This window comes from Nocardioides scoriae (assembly GCF_900104965.1).
Lineage (GTDB): Bacteria > Actinomycetota > Actinomycetes > Propionibacteriales > Nocardioidaceae > Marmoricola > Marmoricola scoriae.
Genome location: NZ_LT629757.1, coordinates 2,834,919 through 2,852,455, shown reverse-complemented (window position 1 = coordinate 2,852,455; position 17,537 = coordinate 2,834,919). Strand labels below are relative to the sequence as shown.

The window sequence follows — 17,537 nt, the reverse complement described above, 5'->3', positions numbered from 1 at the left end:
GTCGGATCACCAGGCAAAGGTCTCGAGGTGGACGTGGTCGGGGTGGACGCCGGCGGCGTCGAGGGTGCGGCGCACGAGCTCGGCCCACGGCGCCGGGCCGCAGACGTAGACGTCGCGCTCGGCGACGTCGGGGATCCAGTGCAGGAGGTGGCCGAGGTCGTCGACCGGGTCGGCCATGCCGTCGCCGAGCCAGGAGTCGGGGTGGCGGCGGTGGCCGGGCAGCCGCAGCACGTGCAGGCCGCGGTGCCGGACCAGGGCGTCGACCTCGGCGACGAACAGCGGCGCTGTGGTGCAGCGCTCGACGTACGTCGCGTCGCCGGGGGCGTAGGCCAGGCCCTCGGCCAGCGCGCGCAGCGGCGTGATGCCGACCCCGGCACCGATGAGGGCGACGCGGGGGCGGGTGCGGGCGCGCTCCCCGAGCCGGCCGTAGGGCCCCTCGACCAGGGCACGCGAGCCGGGCCGCAGCACCCGCGAGGCGTGGCTGCCGTCGCCGACGCCCTGCACGGTGATGCGCAGCGAGTGGCCGTCGGGAGCGGCGGACAGGGAGTACGGGTTGGCGCGGGTCCAGCCCTCGCGGCCCAGGAAGCGCCAGCTGAAGAACTGGCCAGCCTCGGCGCCGAGGCGGTCGAGGCGGCGGCCGGTGACGTGCACCGACCAGAGGCCGTCGCCCTCGTCGACGACGTGGCTCACGCGCAGCCGGTGGCGCAGGTTGAGCGCCAGCGGCCGCCCGACCCGCCACACCAGGACGGCGACGGCGACGGCGATCCAGGCGCCCCACCAGAAGACCGTGCGGGCCGTCGACCCGGTGAGCTGCGCGCCGGTCCACAGCTGGTGCGGGAGCGCCAGGCCGACGCCGAGGTAGGCGTAGAGGTGCAGCAGGTGCCACGACTCGTAGCGCAGCCGCCGGCGGGCCGCCCTGATGCTCGTCACCACGACCATCACCAGGCACAGCGACCCGGCGACTGCCAGCAGCATGCCGGGCTCGTCGACGGTCAGCTCCCACAGGGTGGCGGGGGAGGCGAGCAGGTCGCCGGCGGCGTACCCCCAGGTGGTGGTGACGACGTGCAGCAGCACCAGGTCGAACGACGTGAAGCCGACGACGCGGTGCAGCCGCGCCAGCCGGTCCTGTCCGAAGGCCCGCTCCAGCGCCGGCACCCGCGCCATCAGGGCCACCTGGGCGAGCAGCAGGACCGAGGCGACCAGCCCGCTGAGCCGGCCGAAGGACGTCAGGCCCGATCCCCAGCCGGCGACGAGGTCCTGGACGCCGCGGTCGGCCACCCACCAGTACGTCACCAGCAGCAGCGCGAGCCACAGCGCCGCCAGCGCGCCGGTGCGCACGGCCGCGTCCACCCGGGCGCGACGCCCGGGTCGGGCGGGGGGCCGCAGCGGGGTGCGCAGCAGCGGGGCGAGCGTGGTCACGCGCGGGCTCCTCGGGTCGGGTGGGTCCGATCCTGGGGTCGCCGCCTGGGAGGCGGACCTGTGGTGGCTGTGAGGAGCCTGTGCGCGGCGTACGACGCCCGCCGCGTCGGTCTGGCCGCTCAGCCGGCGGCCGAGGGCCGCGCGCCGGTGTCGCGCCGCGGGGGGCTCACGAACCGCTCGACCGACCTCAGCGCCACGTCGACGCGGGTGATGCGCAGCCGGGTGACCCCCGGCTGGTCGGGCACGTCGAGCAGCTCGGCCTGGAGGTCGACCAGCTCGAGGTCGGCGTCGAACGCCTTCCAGGTCACCAGCCGGCCGAAGCCGCCGATCTCGGTCAGCGTCCACCCGTAGCCCGGGAGCATCCGCGTCAGCGCCGCCGCCACGGCGCACGGCGCAGCAGCGACGAGGGTGTCGACGGCGTCAACAGGCACAGGCGTTCACTCCCCGGGAGGTGGTGGGGCCAGTCAACCGCGCAGGTGGTGACCGTGACCCGGTTTCGGTGCGAGAGGTCGCAGACGCGCGGACACAAGTACGGCGAGAGGGTGGGCAAAGCCGGGCAAACCGTACGCCGCGGCATACATGGGTCCGCGCGTCTGCGGGCCACGGGCGCCACCTAGGCTCGTCCGGTGACCGCTGCTCCCCTCCGCCCGACCGCACCCGGCCCCCTCGGACCGGCGGTGCTGGCCGCCCGCAACGGGGTCGCCGTCACGTTCCTGCTCAACGGGCTGCTCTTCTCCAGCTGGATCTCGCGGATCCCCGAGGCCCGCAGCGACCTCGGGCTCGACAACGGCCAGCTGGGCCTGCTGCTGCTCGCCATCGCGCTCGGCTCGCTGGTCGCGATGCCGCTGACCGGCGTCGCGATCAGCCGGCTCGGCACGGTCGGGGTGATCCGGGTCGCGGGGTTCTCCGGCCTGGTCGGGCTCGGCACGGTCTCGGGCGCACTGGCGGCGGGGTCGCCGTGGCTCGCGGCGCTCGGGCTGTTCCTGTACGGCGTCGGCACCGGCACCTGGGACGTCTCGATGAACGTCGAGGGAGCCGCCGTCGAGCGCCATCTCGGCCGCACCGTGATGCCCCGCTTCCACGCGGCGTTCAGCGGTGGCACCGTGCTCGGCTCGGCCCTCGGCGCCGGGGTGGTCGCGCTCGGGGTGCCCGCCGTCGTGCACCTGCCCGTCGTCACCCTGGTGGCGGCCTTCGGGCTGGTCGCCGCGACCCGCTCCTTCCTGCCCGACGAGCCGGTCGACGAGGAGGCGCCCCGCAGCTCGGCGTGGACCGCCTGGCGCGAGCCGCGCACCCTGCTCATCGGGGTGATGGTGCTGGCCCTGGCGCTGACCGAGGGCACGGCCAACGACTGGCTGGCGCTCGCGCTGGTCGACGGGTACGACGTGCCGCACTGGGTCGGTGTCGCCGGGTTCGCGGTGTTCGTGACCGCGATGACCGCGGGTCGCCTGGTCGGCCCGGTCCTGCTCGACCGCCTCGGCCGGGTGCCGACGCTGTGGGCCACGATGGTCGGCGCGGGCGGCGGCGTGCTGCTGATCGTGCTCGGCCAGCAGCCCGCGCTGGTGGTGCTGGGCGTCGTGCTGTGGGGCCTGGGCGCCTCGCTCGGCTTCCCGGTCGGCATGAGCGCCGCGGCCGACGACCCCGCCCGGGCGGCGGTGCGGGTCAGCGTGGTCTCGACGATCGGGTACGCCGCGTTCCTCGCCGGCCCGCCGCTGCTCGGCTTCGTCGCCGACCACGTCGGCACCCTCGACGCCCTGCTGGTCGTCGCGATGGTGCTGGTGCCCTCGGCCCTGGTGGTGCCCTACGCCCGCGAGCAGCGCCCCCGACCCGCGGGCGGCGGGTCCGACCCGGCCTAGAGCCCGAGGTGGTCGAGCACCCGCTCGGTCGCGTGGCCGTCCTCGAGCGAGGTGTACGTCGCGGCGAACGCGGCGTACCGCTCGGAGAACTCCTTCTCCACCGCCGGCAGGTCGCGCAGCGCCGCGACCACCTCGTCGGTGTCGCGCAGCTGCGGCCCGGGTGCCTGCGGCCACAGGTCGAGGTAGAAGCCGCGCGTGACCGAGGCGTACTGCTCCAGGTCGGCGACCAGGAAGAGGATCGGTCGCCCGGTGACGGCGAAGTCGAACATCACCGAGGAGTAGTCGGTGATCAGCACGTCGGCCGCGGTGTAGAGGTCGGCCACGTCGGAGGGCTCGATCGAGACGTCCTGGAGCCAGTCGGCGCCGGTGACCTCCCAGCGCCCGGTGACCATGTTGTGGGCGCGGACCAGCAGCGTGTGGTCCTCCCCGAGCGCGGCTCCGAAGGCCTCGACGTCGAGCCGGACCGGCACCGGGCGGCTCGGGTCGTAGCCCTCCTCGTCGCGCCACGTCGGGGCGTAGAGCACGACCGTGCGGTCGTCCTCGATGCCCAGACGGGCGCGCACCTCGGCCCGGCGCTCGTCGTGGGCGGGCGGGCTGAGCACGTCGTTGCGGGGGTAGCCGCTCTCCAGCAGCGCACCGGTCCAGCGGAAGGCCTGGGACAGGTAGCGGGTCGAGTGGGGGTTCGGCGAGAGCAGCAGGTCCCACTTCGCGACGTCCTCGTCGAGCTCGTCGAGGAGGCCGTCGGGCGCCCAGAGCACGTCGCGGTGCACGGTCTTGAGCGGCGTGCCGTGCCAGGTCTGGACGTACGTCGCGCCCGCCCGCTTGGTCCACGGCAGCCGGACGTGGGTGTTGGCCACGACCAGGTCGGCCGCCTCGAGCGCGGCGACGGCCTCGGCGCCGGCGGCGTCGACCGTGGTCGCGTGGTCGGGGAAGGTGGAGCGGTGCTCGGCCTTGGCCAGCCAGGTGTGCTCGAGGTCGTCGCGCCGCGACCGCAGCGCCTCGTAGAGCGCCCGCGGGCTGTCGCTGTACCGGCCGTCGAAGCTGCTCCACACGATCTTCACCTGCGGAGGCTAACGGTCGTGGACCCCGTAGGTTGCAGCGCGTGAACACCGAACCCGCCCGCCCCGGCCCGCTCGAGCTCGACGTCGCCGCCCTGCTCTTCGACAACGACGGGGTGCTGGTCGACTCCGTCGACGCCGGCAACCGGGCCTGGCGGCAGTGGGCCCAGGAGCACGACCTCGACGAGGAGCGGGTGCTGGAGATGATCCACGGGCGGCGTGCCCAGGACACGGTGATGACCCTGCTCCCCGCCGACCAGGTGGCCGTGGCCACCGACCGGATCAACGAGCTCGAGCTCGGCACCGCCTCCCTCACGACCGCGCTGCCGGGCGCCGCCGAGCTGCTCGGGTCGCTGGCGGGCGTGCGGTGGGCGGTCGCGACCTCGGCCACCCGACCGCTGGCCCTGGCCCGGCTCCGGGCCGCTGGGCTGCCGCTGCCGGACGTGCTGGTGAGCGCCGAGGAGGTCGAGGCCGGCAAGCCCGCGCCCGACCCCTACCTGACCGCCGCCGACCGCCTGGGCGCCGACGCGGGCGACTGCGTGGTGTTCGAGGACAGCGGGGCCGGGGTCGACGCCGGGGTCGCCGCCGGCGCCCACGTGGTGGCCATCGGCCTGGCCGACGGCGTCGCTCGCGGGGCCGTCACCGTGGTCGGCGACCTCGGTGCGGTCGGGGCGCAGCCGAGGGGGGAGCGCGTGCGGCTCGTCGTCGGCTAGGCCCCTCACGGGTGCAGCGCGAGCAGGACCTGGGCGAGCCGCTCGGGTCGCAGCCCGGCGTGGAGCGCGGCGTCCTCCAGGCGCTCGCGGGCGGCTGCCGGGTCGACGGCCACACGGACGGCCAGCACCCCGGCCGCGCGGTGCACCAGGCCGTCGGCGCGCAGGCTGCGCGGCGCCGCGGCGCGGGAGCGCCGCTCGTCGAGGGTGCCCGCCGCCTGGTCGCGGGCCGTCTCGACCCACGGCTGCACCAGCGCGAGCAGGGCGTCGTGGTCGGGGGTGGACTCGCTGGCGGCGTACACCGTGACGGCGCCGACGACGCGGCACCCGTCGCGCAGCGGCAGCGCCAGCGCCGACCGGACGCCGAGCTGGGAGACCTCCTCGGCCAGGTGGCGCCAGCGACGCGACACGAGGTCGCGCGACCCGGCGGACACCACCTCGCCGCGGTCCACCCGGCGGCAGGGACCGCCCTCGAGGTGCTGCAGCGCGTCGAGGAGCGCGGCCTGCTCGTCGGTGGCCACCAGCGTCACCGCGACGCCCCCGACCGTGCCGGTCACGGTGAGGCCGAGGCAGTCGCCGACGAGGTCGCGGACCTGGTCGAGCAGCGGCCGGGTGCGACGGGGCGGGCGATCGGTGCCGCCGGACGTGGGGCGGGGTGTGCGGGTGGGAGTGCGGGTGGGAGCAGGGGTGGTGGCGCGGTCGAGCGTGGGGCGTGCAGCAGTCATGCGTGTCCGGCGCCGTGCGGGCAGGACGGCGCCGGCCTCCTTCGCCCTGCCCGTACCCAGACCACCGCGGATGATGTGACGTGGGTCACGTCATCGCGTGAGCCCGTCAGCCCTCGAGGATCCGGGCCAGCGCGGCCAGGGTCGCCGGGATGCCCTCGCGCGCCTCGCGGCAGCGGGCATCGAGGACCTCGGCGGCGCGGTCGGCGTACAGCTCCTCGAAGCGGGCCACGGTCGCCCCGCCGAGCTCGTAGGTCTCGGTCAGCTCGGTGTGGACCGCGCCGGAGGTCTCGACCGGGCGCAGCGCGTAGCCCCAGGTGGCGTAGCGGCCCTCGACCTGCCAGCGGAACGTCCGGCCCGGCTCGGCGTCGAGCACCAGCGAGCGGGTCTCCCAGGTCCGGCCGGGGACCTGGTTGCGACCGCCGAACCACGCCCCGGCCCGTGGCCCGGGCGCGACGTCGTCCTCCCACCACGCCGCGGCGCACACGGGGCTCCACTCGCCGGTGCGGGTGACGTCGGAGACCAGCGCCCCGACGGTGGTGGGGTCGGCGGCGACCACGCGGGACCCCGACAGCGAGGACGCGGCCCACGCCGTCAGGTCGCTCACCGCAGCTCGCGGAACATCGCGCGGACGTCCTCGACCAGCAGGTCGGGCTCCTCCATCGCGGCGAAGTGGCCGCCCCGCTCCATCTCGGTCCAGCGCACGATCCGGTCCGTCTCCTCGGCCAGGCGACGGATCGGCCGGGCGATGTCGCGGGGGAAGACCGCGACGCCGGTCGGCACCGTCGAGGGGCGTACGCCGCGGCGCGCGGCCGCCGCCTCGAGGTAGAGCTGGGCCGAGGAGCCGGCCGTCCGGGTGAACCAGTAGAGCGACACGTCGGCCAGCAGCAGGTCGCGATCGACGGCGTCCTCGGGCAGGCCCGCGTTGTCGGTCCACTCGCGGAACTTCTCCACGATCCAGGCCAGCTGCCCGACCGGCGAGTCGGTGAGCGCGTAGGCCAGCGTCTGCGGCCGCGTCGCCTGGACGGAGCGGTAGCCCGACCCGTCGCGGACGTAGCGCGCCACCTCCTCGACGCGGGCCCGCTCCTCGTCGTCGCGCACCTCGGCCGGGTCGCGCGGGGTCCGTTGCAGCAGCATGTTGAGGTGCACGCCGACGACGTGCTCGGGGTCGGCGATCCCGATCTCGCGGCTGATGGTGGAGCCCCAGTCGCCGCCCTGGGCGGCGTACCTCTCGTAGCCGAGGCGGTGCATCAGGGTCGCGAACGCCCGCCCGACCCGCGCGGGGTCCCAGCCCGGCTCGGTGACCGGGCCGGAGAAGCCGTAGCCGGGGATGCTCGGGGCGACCACGTGGAACGCGTCGCGCGCGTCCCCGCCGTGCGCGACCGGGTCGGTCAGCGGCCCGAGGACGTCGAGGAACTCCAGCACCGAGCCCGGCCAGCCGTGCGTCACCACCAGCGGCAGCGCGTCGGGCTCCGGCGACCGGACGTGCAGCAGGTGGAGGCGCTGCCCGTCGACCGTCGTGGTCAGCTGCGGGTGGGCGTTGAGCCGGGCCTCGTGGGTGCGCCAGTCGAACCCGTCGGCCCAGTACGCCGCGAGCTCGCGCAGGTAGTCGACCGGCACCCCCCGCGCCCACGGGTCGTCGGCCTCGCCGGGGGCCGGCCCCGGCCACCGGGTGGCCCGGATCCGGGCCCGCAGGTCGTCGATCTCGGCCTGCGGCACGGCCGCGGTGAAGGGGACCAGCTCGGCACTCGGGTCGCTCATCCGGCGAGTCTGGCAGCGGGGCGGTGAGGGGCGCTGATTACCCGGACGTCCGGGTAACCGGTCACTGAACGTCTGTTGCAACAGACGTCCAGTGACCGGAAACGACGTCCAGTCGGCCGATCGGTCAGTCGGCCGGGACCGCCTTGGGGATCATCGTGACGATCAGCGCGGTGAGCACGGCCGCGCCGGCGCACAGGGCGAACAGCTCGCGGTAGGCGCTCAGCGACGGCACGGCGAACGACCCGAGGATCACCGAGTCGGCGGCCAGGATGGCGCCGCCGAACGCCGAGGCGAGGGAGCTGCCGAGGCTGCGGAACAGCGTGTTGAGCCCGTTGGCCGCCGCGATCTCGCCGGCCGGGGTGAAGGCGTTGATGAGCGAGGGGATCGCGGCGTACCCGATGCCGGTGCCGATGCCGACGATCGTGGTGCCCACGACGACCTGCCACAGGTGGTCGGTCACCACGATCCGCATCAGCCAGCCGGCGGCCACGACCGCGGCGCCGAGCGCGAGCGTGGAGCCGGCGCCCCGGCGCTTGATGAGCATCGCCGCGACCCCCGAGAAGAGCAGCATCGCGATGCCGCTGGGCAGCAGCACCAGGCCGCCGGTGAGCAGGCTGGCGCCGAAGCCGTAGCCGCTGGCCTCCGGCGCCTCGACGTACGACGCGGTGCCGATGAACGACGCGAACAGCGCGAACCCGAACAGGATCGAGGCCAGGTTGGTCAGCACGATCGGGCGGCTTCGGAGCGCGGTGAGGTCGATCAGCGGGTCGTGGATCCGGGTCTGGCTCCAGCCGAGCAGGACCAGCAGCACGGCCGAAGCGGCGAGCAGGACGGCCACCCGCGGGTCGTCCCAGCCCCAGGTGGCGCTCTGGCTCAGGGGGAGCAGCAGCGCGACCAGGGTGGCGGCGAGCAGTCCGGCCCCGACCAGGTCGACCCGGCCGCCGGAGCGCTCGGGCGCCTCGGGCACGACCAGCAGGATGCCGACGATCGCGACCAGGCTGGCGCCCGAGGTGATCCAGAACAGCGCGTGGAAGCTGGCGTGCTCGGCCACGAAGCCGGCCAGCGGCAGGCCCAGCGCACCGCCGACGCCGAGCATCGCGCTGACCAGCGCGGTCGAGGAGGCGACCCGCTCCCGGGGCATCACGGTGGCCAGCAGGCTGATGCCCAGCGGGATGGCCGCGGCGGCCATGCCCTGGATGGCGCGGCCCAGGACGAGCAGCCCGACGTGGTCGGTGACCGCGGCGAGCAGGGAGCCGACGAGCAGCGCGCCGAGCGCGACGAGCAGCATCAGCCGCTTGCCGAACATGTCGCCGAGCCGACCCATGATCGGCACCGACACCGCGGCGACGAGCAGCGTCGAGGTCAGCAGCCAGGTCACGTTGCCCGCGGAGGTGTCGAGATCCGCGGGCAGGGTCGAGAGCACCGGGATCAGCAGCGACTGCGACAGGGCGACGACGAGCGCGCCGAGGCCGATGAACAGCAGCTCGACGGTGGCGCGGCGCGAGGTGGTGGCGGGCGTGCCCGGAGACGTGCCGGGAGTGGTGGCGGTGGTCATGAGCGGGCTCCTGCGAGGTCGGGAGGCGTCACTGTACGACGAACATGGCACGCAGTGTCACAAACGGCATGTGGTGATGCTCACTGGTACCCTCACCCCGTGCCTCCTTCTCCCGCGCTCCGCGACACCGCCCGCGGGGCCGTCCGCGGCGAGGTGATGCGCCAGGCGTGGCTGCTCTTCGCGCGTGACGGGTTCGAGGCGACCACGGTCGAGCAGATCGCGGCCGCGGCGGGGATGTCGCGGCGCACCTTCTTCCGCTACTTCGCCGGCAAGGAGGAGCTCGTCCTCGAGCGGCTGCTGGAGTCGGGCGAGGAGCTCGCAGCGGCGCTGGCGGCGCGGCCCGACGACGAGCCGGCCTGGCCGGCGCTGCGACGTGCGTTCGACCAGCTGGTCGAGGTGCAGGAGGCCCACGCCGAGCGTTCGCGCCCGCTCCAGCTGATGCTCCGCGACGAGCCGTCGCTGCGCGGCGTGCTGACCGAGCGCCACCGGCGCTGGCTGGAGCTGCTCGTGCCGCTGGTGGAGCAGCGCCTGCCCGCGCGCTCCGGCCGCCGCGGGCCCGACGCCCGCGCCCGGGCGCTCACCAGCTGCGCGCTCGCCTGCCTGCAGGAGGCGCAGGAGCTGTGGGCCGAGCACGACGGCGCCCGCCTCGGGCCGCTGCTCGACGAGGCGATGGACGCGGTCGCGACCCCCTAGGCGTCGGCGTCCATGGCCTGCACGAAGTCGCGCTTGACCCGGCGCCAGGCCTCGTCGGTGAAGTCGCGCCGCCAGTAGGGCGAGCACGACATCTGCGCCCGCGCCACGCCCCGCTCGGTCAGCAGGTGGCGACGGATCGCCCGGATCTCGTCGGCCTCGCCGTGGACGAACGCGTGCACCGTGCCGGCCGGCCAGTCGAGCGCCGCGACGGCCGCCTCCAGGCTCTCGCCGTCCGCACGGTGCAGCCACACGACGTCGAGGTCGGCGGCGCCGTCCAGCGCCAGCTCGTGGTCGGCGTCGTCGCACAGCAGGCGCACGACCGCCCGCGCCCCGGCGGGCAGCACCTCCACCGACGCCGCGATCGCCGGCAGCGCCGACTCGTCGCCGACCAGCAGGTGCCAGTCGGCCGCCGGGTCGGGGCGGTAGCCACCGCCGGGCCCCTCGAAGACGAGCACGTCGCCCGGCTGGGCCGCCGCGGCCCAGGGCCCCGCCACGCCCTCGTCGCCGTGCACCACGAAGTCGATCGTCAGCTGCTGAGCCTCGGCGTCCCACGCCCGCACGGTGTAGCGCCGCCGCGCGGGCCAGGTCTCGGCCGGGTGCTGATCACGGACCGCCTTGGGGTCGAACACCGCGTCGTACGGCGCCCCCGCCGGCGGCAGGGCCACGTTGACGTAGGCGTCGGTCGCCTCCGGCACCACGAACCCGTCCAGCCCGCCGCCCTCGAGCACCACCCGCACCAGGCCGGGCGTCGGGCGGGAGGTCTCGAGGACGTAGGCGTGCATGCGACGAAGGTAACCCTCACCTCGAAGCGCGGACCCCGGCCCCCGGCGGCCCGACCGACGACCAGTTCGCAGCCCCCGGGCGCCCGTCCCCGCCTGCAGCCCGCCGGTCCGCGCCGAGCTGCTAGTCGCGCGGGCCGTCTGGCGTCTCGCCCGCGGTGGCCCGCAGGGTCACCGCCACCCAGCCGGTCGCGGCTCCGGCCTCGACGAGCAGCGCGCCGTGGCGGTCGTGGACCGACGAGTGGCCGGCGGTGGCGGCGTAGCCCTCGCCGGTGGGGGCCGCGCAGCTGGCCAGCGCGACGGGGGCGCCGGTCGCGGCGGCGATCGCGCGGGCCCGGTGCGACAGCTCGGCGCGCTCGTGGGCGTGGTGGACGACGCCCGCGGCGTACAGGTCGAGGCCCAGCGCCGCGGTCGCCGCGACGTGGGCCGCGATGCCGGTGTCCCGGCAGGTCGCGAGGCCGACGCGCCACCCGTCGACGTCGATCGCGACCGGACCGGGTCCTGGGGCGAAGCGCTCGGCCTCGGCGTCGCCCAGCGAGACCTTGAGGTACGCCGTCGCGACGCCGGCGCGGTCGACCCGCAGCGTGCCGATGTGCTCGAGGCTCGACCGGTCGCCGGCGACGACGACCGGCGCACCGACGAGCGCCACGGACCCGGTGGCGCGGCACGCCTCGACGAGGGGCGCCAGCCGCGGGTCGGTGGGCGCCAGGGACGGTGCGTCCAGCTCGTAGCCGGTCAGCGACAGCTCCGGGAACACCACCAGCCGGGCCCGCGCCCCGCGCACGACGGCGGCGTGGGCGGCGACGTTGGCCGCCACGTCAAGCGCGTGCACGTCCGGCTGGGCGACGGCCACGCGCAGGTCGGTCCTCACCCGGCCCATCCCACACCGGCCGGGGTGCGCATCACCAGCCCGGGTGGTCGCTCCCGGGGTGCGCGACGCCGGTGTCGGCGCCCGACGCGGCGGCCCCCGACACCATCCCGCGGTGCATGACGCGGTCGCCCACGACGTCGGAGTGGTCGGCGCGGTGCAGCACGGCGCCGTTGTCCCACATCACCACGTCGCCGGGCGCCCACGCGTGGCGCAGCGTGTTCTCGGGCCGGGTGGAGTGCTCGAGCAGGGTCGCGATCGTCGAGGCGGCCTCGTCGTCGTCCATCCCGCTGATCGCGACGCAGCGCGCAGGGGTGGACAGGTAGAGCGCCGTCCGGCCCGAGCGCGGGTGCGGCCGGAACAGCGGGTGCTCGGCCTGCGTCTCCTCGTCCTCGTCGAGGTCGAGACCGGTGACGACGTGGGTGACGGTGCGGCCGTCGAGGCGCTCGACGAGGTCGTCGGGCAGCGCCTCGAAGGCGGCGTACTGGTTGGTGAACAGGGTCTCGCCGCCCTGGGCGGGGATCTCCACGGTCCGCAGCGCGGTGTACGCCGGCGGCACCCTCATGTAGCTGGAGTCGACGTGGAACTGGCTCCGCGGCGGGGTGGTGCGGCCGACGTTGCTGATGACGTTGAGGTCGGGGAAGCCGTCGACGGGGGTCTCCCCGACGGTGAAGGCCAGGTCGCCGAAGCAGCGCAGGAACTCCAGGAACGCCGCGTCGTCGACCTCCTGGCCGGGGAAGACCAGCACGCCGTGCTCGGCCAGCAGGTCCTTGACCTCCTCCGCGCTCGCAGGGGTCACGTCCGCGAGGTCGAGGTCGGTGACGACGGCGCCGACGGGGGTGGTGGGGTTGAGCTGCACGGGGACTCCTCGGGGGGCGGGACGGTCGGGTCGGTCAGCGGACGCCGCGGGCGAGGGCCTGGTGGACACCCTGCCGGAAGAGCGCGGGCAGCGAGGTGCCGGCGGCCCCCGCCATCACCGCGACGACGCTCGTGGAGGCGTAGGAGCAGTAGAGGCCGGCCTCGAGGAACCACGGCTCCCCGTCGGCGTCCACGCGGAAGTCGAACAGGCTGTAGTCGCGGCAGCCCAGCGCCCGGTGGCACGCCTTCGCGGCCTCCTGCACGCGGGCGGTCAACGGGTCGGCGACGTCCACGATCCAGGCGTACGCCGCCTCCTTGGCCACCAGCGCGAGGGCGCCGTCGCCCGAACCGTCGGCGTCGTCGCGCCGGAGCTTGTCGTCGTAGCCGCGCACGGGCTTGGTCTCGCGGTCCACGGCGTACTCCTCGAGCGGGAGCGCGACCAGCTCGCCGTCCACCTCGAGGACGCCGCAGCGGACCTCGCGGCCGAGCTCGACGTACTCCTCGACGAGCACCTCGCCCGAGTGCTCGAACGCCGCGGCCACGGCGGCGTCGAGCGCGTCCGGCTCGCGGACCAGCGCCACGCCCATCGAGTTGTCGGCGTCGACCGGCTTCACCACGACGGGCAGCGGGACCGAGGCGACGTCGCCGGGCCGCAGCAGCTGCCCCGCCGGGACGCGCACGCCGGCGGCCGCGACGACCGCCTTGGCCCGGGCCTTGTGGGCGGCCAGCGCCATCACGTCCGCGCGGTTGCCCACGAAGGGGATGCCGAGCAGGTCGAGCAGCGAGCGGTGGGTCGTCATCCCGGGCAGGCAGAACATCTGCGGCACCGCCACGTCGGGCGCCAGCTCGCGCAGCCGCCCGATCGCGGCCGCCACGTCCACCGGTGCGGCCGCGGCGAGCTCGTCGGGTCCGAGACCGGTGGGGAAGCGCCAGGAGCCGTCGGGGGAGACCACCGCCACCGTCACGTCGTACGCCGGGTCGGCGGTCGCGGCCAGGCAGTCGGCGGCGTAGAGCCGGGACAGCTCGGCCAGGAAGTCGCTCTCGGCCGAGCCGACGAGGTGCAGCACCCTCAGCGGTCGCCCGGTTGCGCCCGGGCCGGTGGAGCCGGCCATCAGTCGCCCCCCGCCTCGACGAGCTTGCCGATGTTGAAGTCGATCCGGATCCAGGAGCCCCCGGAGCGCAGCTTGCGCAGCAGCAAGGCGGGGACCTGCACGTGGTGCTCGAGGAAGAACGGCAGCGGGTCGGTCCGCTGCAGGATCGCGTCGGTGCCGCGGGTGATGGTGCGCAGCCGCTCGCGGCGGTCCGGGAGGGTGAGCAGGCGCCAGACCTCGTGGTAGAGCCAGTACGTCGGACGGCTGGTCGCCGTGGGCACCACGACCGGGCCCGGCTCGTCGGAGAGGTAGGCGTCGGCCACGCCGTCGTGGTCGTAGAGCATCGTGACGGCCGAGTGCGTGCGCGGGTTGCACTCGATGGCGAACACCTCGCCGTCGGCGTCCTCGATGAAGTCCAGCGACACCTGGCCGGTCAGGTCCTGGCCCTCGACGAAGCGGTCGACCCAGGCCCGGATGGCCGGGTGGTCGACCATCTCGTAGTTGATCTGGAAGGCCGACGAGGCGCAGCAGCAGTAGACGGTCAGCCGGCCGCCGCGCACGGTCGAGTGGGTGCAGAACTCCCGCCCCTCGATGAACTCCTGCAGGATCCAGGGGTTGTCCTCGCTGATCGGCAGCGACCGCACGAACGCCTCCATCGCCTCCGGCGGCCCGAAGGGCAGCCGCGTCAGGTCGAGCCGGTGCACGGGGTCGTAGGCGATGCTCTTGAGGATGTAGGGCCGCGTGGCCTGCGAGAAGTCGTGGTCGAGGACCTGCTGGGGGTCGGTGATCCGGTGGGTGTCGGGCACCGCGAGGCCGAGCGCCGCCGCGGCCCGGGCGAACTCGAACTTGTCGTCGAGCCGCTCCAGCACGTCGGCGTCGAGGTGGACCACCTCGCAGACCTGCTCGAGCTGCTTCTTGGCCCGCGCGTCGGCGACGCTGCTGGCGGGGCTGCAGACCGGCACGTAGGCGTCGACGCCCTCGGCCCTGGCGATCGCCTCCAGCGCGTCGGCGTACGTCGGGTCGCCGGGCGCCGGGACCGTGTGAAAGGCGGCGACCGAGCGGGAGGACCGGTGGCCGGTCAGCCGGTAGCCGGCCGTCTCGACCAGCACCACGCGGTGGCCGGCGGCGTGGAAGGAGCGGCACAGCTGCAGCGCCTTGGTCATCTTGCCGCCGCTGACCATCACCGTCAGCGGGCGGGCGGCGCGGGCGCGGGGACGACCCGGCCGCACCACGGTGCTGAGCAGCGCCGCGCCGGTGACCGCGGCGTTGAGCGGGGCCGTGGCCCCGAGCGCCGCGACGGCGCCCAGGGTGCGTGCGGTGTCGCGCACCGTCACGCGCGCACCCTGCGGATCAGGGTGATCCCGTCGCGGACCGGCAGCACGACCTGCTCCACGCACGGGTCGTCGGCCACGACCTGGTTGAAGCGCGCGATCGCCTCGCCGTTGGCGGTGGTGTCGTCGCTGCGCCAGGGCAGGCCCTGCATCAGCGTGTTGTCGACGGCGACGAGCGCCCGCGGGGCCAGCAGCCGCGAGTCGAGCAGCGCGTGGAAGTAGTCGACGTAGCCCGCCTTGTCGGCGTCGATGAAGACCAGGTCGAAGTGGGCGCCCGCGTCGGCGAGCGCGTGCAGGGTGTCGATGGCCGGGCCGACGTGGACGTCGATCTTGTCGCCGTCGGGGGTGGCGTCGAAGCACTCCTGCGCGATCTCCGCGACCCGGGGGTCGATCTCGCAGGCCACCACGACGCCCTCGTCGGGCAGGGCCTCGGCCATGGCCAGGGCGGAGTAGCCCGTGAACATCCCGATCTCCAGGACCCGGGTGGCCCGGGTGGCGTGCACCAGCATCTTGAGGGTCTGGCCCTCGACGTGGCCCGAGAGCATCTCCTGCTCCAGGGCGGTGCCGGTGTGGGCCTCCCAGTCCTCGGCGGCGGTGCGCTCGGCGAGCGCCCGCAGCGCGGGGGACTCGGGGGTGCTGAGGCGGGCCGTGTAGTCGTCCAGGCCCCCGGCGAGCTCGGCGGCGCGGCGGATCTCCGAGCCCAGGTCGGGATCCACCCCCTCGAGCTCGCCGAGGCGGGAGGCGATCCGGGCCAGGCTGTCGGCCAGGATCGCCACCGGGGTGACCGGCCGCGGGCCGGGCGGCGGGGGGTCCGTCCGGGCGGTCGGGCCGGTCGTCTGCGTCGTCACGGCGCGACCTCAGGCGGCCGGCGAGGTGAACATGTCCTCGCCGTCCCCCTGGCGCGGGTAGCCCCGCACCAGCTCCTTGTGCGAGGCCAGCATCCGGTCGAGCTGGTCGGCGTCGAGGTCGTTGGCGAAGACGCAGGCGCCGATCGGCTGCGGCAGCGCCGCACGGAGCAGGCCGTCACGGGTCTGCATGATCGACTCGGTGCCCTTGCGCAGCAGCTCCGGCGTCAGGTGCGGGCTGTCGAGCGCGAGCCCGATGCTGCTCATCACGCCGAGGATGCGGTCGCGCTCGATCTCGGAGATGTAGCCCAGCTCCTCGGCGATGGTGGCCGAGAACGCCATGTCGACGTTGATGGCGTGGCCGTGGAAGTAGGGCACCTCGGGGCTCAGCTCGAGGGTGGGGCTCCAGGTGTGGCCGTAGGCGATCACCCGGTCGAGGTCGAGCTCGTGGAGGTTGGGGACCTCCAGGGTGAGCATCGTCTTGATGGCCTCGTAGGTGATGGTGTCGGCGACCTCGCGCAGCTGGTCGCTGCCGTCCAGGTGGCCGAACCGGGTGCGGAGCAGGTCCTCGCCGTACTTCTCGAGCAGGTCGAAGATCTCGCTGTTGGCGACGACCGAGATCTTGATGAGCTCGGCCATGCCGTTGCGGACCTGGTCCTCGGGCAGCGTCTCCAGCAGCGAGAAGTCGAGCAGCACCTTCTGCGACGCGTGGTAGGCGCCCAGACGGTTCTTGTGCTTCCCGTGGTTGACCGCGACCTTGATCGACACACTGGCGTCGATCAGCCCGATCAGGGTGGTGGGGATGCGGATGTAGTTGGTGCTGCGGCGGTACGACGCGCAGGCGAACCCCGCGACGTCGGTGGTGAGCCCGCCGCCCACGACCAGGACCGGCTCCTTGCGCAGCAGCCCGAAGTCGGCGAAGGCGTCCACGATCGTCTCGACGGTGCGCAGCGTCTTGCGCTGCTCACCGATCTTGATCGCGAAGACCGTCAGCTCGATCCCGTGGTGGGCGAAGTAGGCCTCGATCCGGTCGCCGTGCAGCTCCTGCACGGCCTCGTCGACCACCATGAGGCACCGGCCGTAGGGCTGGTAGCTCTCCGCGAGGTCGGTGTTGTCGACGTCGAAGACCCCTCGGCTGTAGACGAGGCTGAAGTCGATGTTCTCGCGTCCCTCCACGTGGAAGGACGACTCGGTAGCGGTCAGGGTGGCGTCGACGCTGGACATGCAGGGGTCCTCGATCCGTGGGGGGTCGTCGTGCGGGGTGGGTCTCGGGTGGGGGCGCCGGTCAGGCGCTGGTGGCCAGGCCGATGAGCTGGTCGGCGTCGAGGCGGTCGACGCGCGCGTGGGCGCCGGCGAAGTCGTGCCCCGAGGTGTTGGTGTTGGGGAAGGCCACGCAGACCAGACCGGCGGACGCCGCGGCCTGGACGCCCCCGAGGTTGTCCTCGACGGCCACGACGGAGTCGGAGGTCTCGCCGAGGCGGTCGAGCGCGAAGTCGTAGGCGTCGCGATCGGGCTTGGGCTGCTCCACCTGGGTGACGTCGACGACGACGTCGAAGCCGCTGATGTCGACGTGGGGCCGCAGCGCGGTGACCAGCGCCTCGACGTTGTCGGGGGAGGTGGTGGTGACCAGGCCGAGCTTGACGCCACCGCGCTGCGCGGCGGCGATGGTGTCGACCACGCCGTCGCGGGGCTCGACGCCGTCGGTGATGAGCCGCTTCTGGAAGATCTCCGACTTGGTGCGGTGGACGGCGGCGGCGTCGACCTCGACGCCGCGCTCCTGGGCGTACGCCGTGACCCGGTCGGCCCCGCCGCTCTGCTCGAGCATCCGGACGTAGTCCTCGCGCTCCCAGGTCCAGTCCAGGCCGTGGGCGGCGAAGGCCTCGTTGAAGGACTGCCGCTGCAGCTCCGAGGTGTCGGCGACGGTGCTGATGGAACCGAACAGAATCGCGCTCATGGCGTGCTCCTAGGGTGAGTGGGGGACGTCGGTGGACGAC

At 74.5% G+C, this 17,537-nt stretch carries 18 protein-coding genes; 3 read left to right on the top strand and 15 right to left on the bottom strand.

The annotated features are described in order from the left end of the window. Positions 1-6 precede the first annotated feature (6 nt). Both BLU55_RS13570 and BLU55_RS13565 read right to left on the bottom strand, forming a co-directional pair. Positions 7-1,419 (bottom strand): ferredoxin reductase family protein, encoded by a 1,413-nt coding sequence (locus BLU55_RS13570; RefSeq protein WP_231916873.1) that lies wholly within the window; start codon positions 1,417-1,419, stop codon positions 7-9. A gap of 119 nt (positions 1,420-1,538) precedes the next feature. Next, positions 1,539-1,850 carry a hypothetical protein gene (locus BLU55_RS13565; protein WP_157682858.1) on the bottom strand — a complete coding sequence of 104 codons (312 nt, stop codon included), beginning with the start codon at positions 1,848-1,850 and terminating at the stop codon, positions 1,539-1,541. Positions 1,851-2,045: 195 nt separating this feature from the next. Here BLU55_RS13565 and BLU55_RS13560 point away from each other — a divergent pair, with 195 nt between their 5' ends. Beyond that, on the top strand, positions 2,046-3,272 hold the full coding sequence (locus BLU55_RS13560; RefSeq protein WP_091730640.1) for an MFS transporter: 1,227 nt from the start codon (positions 2,046-2,048) through the stop codon (positions 3,270-3,272). Here the strand turns inward: BLU55_RS13560 and BLU55_RS13555 are convergent. Next, positions 3,269-4,333, bottom strand: a complete 1,065-nt coding sequence (locus BLU55_RS13555) for a CDP-glycerol glycerophosphotransferase family protein (RefSeq protein WP_091730637.1) — start codon at positions 4,331-4,333, stop codon at positions 3,269-3,271. The two genes, BLU55_RS13560 and BLU55_RS13555, sit on opposite strands and share 4 nt — an antisense overlap. 41 nt (positions 4,334-4,374) lie before the next feature. Here BLU55_RS13555 and BLU55_RS13550 point away from each other — a divergent pair, with 41 nt between their 5' ends. Beyond that, complete coding sequence (locus BLU55_RS13550) at positions 4,375-5,043, top strand: HAD-IA family hydrolase (RefSeq protein ID WP_157682857.1); 669 nt, start codon at positions 4,375-4,377, stop codon at positions 5,041-5,043. A gap of 5 nt (positions 5,044-5,048) precedes the next feature. Here the strand turns inward: BLU55_RS13550 and BLU55_RS13545 are convergent, their stop codons facing one another. The 4 genes from BLU55_RS13545 to BLU55_RS13530 form a co-directional block, all read right to left on the bottom strand. Further along, positions 5,049-5,765, bottom strand: coding sequence for a GAF domain-containing protein (locus BLU55_RS13545; protein ID WP_091730631.1), 717 nt, complete (start codon positions 5,763-5,765; stop codon positions 5,049-5,051). Positions 5,766-5,871: 106 nt separating this feature from the next. Further along, positions 5,872-6,369: an SRPBCC family protein gene (locus BLU55_RS13540; protein WP_231916872.1), complete on the bottom strand. Its 498-nt coding sequence runs from the start codon at positions 6,367-6,369 to the stop codon at positions 5,872-5,874. Then, positions 6,366-7,523, bottom strand: coding sequence for an epoxide hydrolase family protein (locus BLU55_RS13535; RefSeq protein WP_091730628.1), 1,158 nt, complete (start codon positions 7,521-7,523; stop codon positions 6,366-6,368). Before BLU55_RS13535 ends, BLU55_RS13540 begins: the two co-directional genes overlap by 4 nt. 124 nt (positions 7,524-7,647) lie before the next feature. Further along, positions 7,648-9,078: an MFS transporter gene (locus BLU55_RS13530; RefSeq protein ID WP_091730626.1), complete on the bottom strand. Its 1,431-nt coding sequence runs from the start codon at positions 9,076-9,078 to the stop codon at positions 7,648-7,650. Positions 9,079-9,177: 99 nt separating this feature from the next. Here BLU55_RS13530 and BLU55_RS13525 point away from each other — a divergent pair, with 99 nt between their 5' ends. Next, positions 9,178-9,771, top strand: a complete 594-nt coding sequence (locus tag BLU55_RS13525) for a TetR family transcriptional regulator (RefSeq protein ID WP_157682856.1) — start codon at positions 9,178-9,180, stop codon at positions 9,769-9,771. On the opposite strand, the gene BLU55_RS13520 is transcribed toward BLU55_RS13525, so the two are convergent. The 8 genes from BLU55_RS13520 to BLU55_RS13485 form a co-directional block, all read right to left on the bottom strand. Beyond that, on the bottom strand, positions 9,768-10,553 hold the full coding sequence (locus tag BLU55_RS13520; protein WP_091730620.1) for a siderophore-interacting protein: 786 nt from the start codon (positions 10,551-10,553) through the stop codon (positions 9,768-9,770). The genes BLU55_RS13525 and BLU55_RS13520 overlap by 4 nt on opposite strands. Before the next feature lie 121 nt (positions 10,554-10,674). After that, a complete protein-coding gene (locus BLU55_RS13515; protein WP_197680992.1) occupies positions 10,675-11,421 on the bottom strand; it encodes a nitrilase-related carbon-nitrogen hydrolase in 747 nt (248 codons plus the stop codon). A 31-nt stretch (positions 11,422-11,452) separates the two neighbouring features. Then, positions 11,453-12,277: a TauD/TfdA dioxygenase family protein gene (locus tag BLU55_RS13510; RefSeq protein WP_091730615.1), complete on the bottom strand. Its 825-nt coding sequence runs from the start codon at positions 12,275-12,277 to the stop codon at positions 11,453-11,455. Between the two features lie 34 nt (positions 12,278-12,311). Then, positions 12,312-13,388, bottom strand: coding sequence for a D-alanine--D-alanine ligase family protein (locus tag BLU55_RS13505; protein ID WP_091730613.1), 1,077 nt, complete (start codon positions 13,386-13,388; stop codon positions 12,312-12,314). After that, on the bottom strand, positions 13,388-14,701 hold the full coding sequence (locus BLU55_RS13500) for an ATP-grasp domain-containing protein (RefSeq protein ID WP_091730610.1): 1,314 nt from the start codon (positions 14,699-14,701) through the stop codon (positions 13,388-13,390). Before BLU55_RS13500 ends, BLU55_RS13505 begins: the two co-directional genes overlap by 1 nt. Beyond that, complete coding sequence (locus BLU55_RS13495) at positions 14,698-15,546, bottom strand: O-methyltransferase (RefSeq protein ID WP_091730608.1); 849 nt, start codon at positions 15,544-15,546, stop codon at positions 14,698-14,700. The genes BLU55_RS13500 and BLU55_RS13495 overlap by 4 nt, the downstream gene beginning before the upstream one ends. A gap of 9 nt (positions 15,547-15,555) precedes the next feature. Beyond that, entirely contained in the window at positions 15,556-16,767 is a 1,212-nt protein-coding gene (locus BLU55_RS13490) for a sedoheptulose 7-phosphate cyclase (protein ID WP_091730605.1), read from the bottom strand. A gap of 61 nt (positions 16,768-16,828) precedes the next feature. After that, the gene (locus tag BLU55_RS13485; RefSeq protein WP_091730602.1) at positions 16,829-17,497 is read right to left on the bottom strand and encodes an HAD family hydrolase; all 669 of its coding nucleotides are present in this window, start codon (positions 17,495-17,497) and stop codon (positions 16,829-16,831) included. Between the last annotated feature and the right edge of the window lie 40 nt (positions 17,498-17,537).

Excerpts from the sequence above, each read along its gene's own strand:
- BLU55_RS13545 (WP_091730631.1), bottom strand. The coding sequence starts at position 5,765 with ATGACTGCTGCACGCCCCACGCTCGACCGCGCCACCACCCCTGCTCCC.
- BLU55_RS13535 (WP_091730628.1), bottom strand. The coding sequence starts at position 7,523 with ATGAGCGACCCGAGTGCCGAGCTGGTCCCCTTCACCGCGGCCGTGCCG.
- BLU55_RS13530 (WP_091730626.1), bottom strand. The coding sequence starts at position 9,078 with ATGACCACCGCCACCACTCCCGGCACGTCTCCGGGCACGCCCGCCACC.
- BLU55_RS13520 (WP_091730620.1), bottom strand. The coding sequence starts at position 10,553 with ATGCACGCCTACGTCCTCGAGACCTCCCGCCCGACGCCCGGCCTGGTG.
- BLU55_RS13505 (WP_091730613.1), bottom strand. The coding sequence starts at position 13,388 with ATGGCCGGCTCCACCGGCCCGGGCGCAACCGGGCGACCGCTGAGGGTG.
- BLU55_RS13490 (WP_091730605.1), bottom strand. The coding sequence starts at position 16,767 with ATGTCCAGCGTCGACGCCACCCTGACCGCTACCGAGTCGTCCTTCCAC.
- BLU55_RS13485 (WP_091730602.1), bottom strand. The coding sequence starts at position 17,497 with ATGAGCGCGATTCTGTTCGGTTCCATCAGCACCGTCGCCGACACCTCG.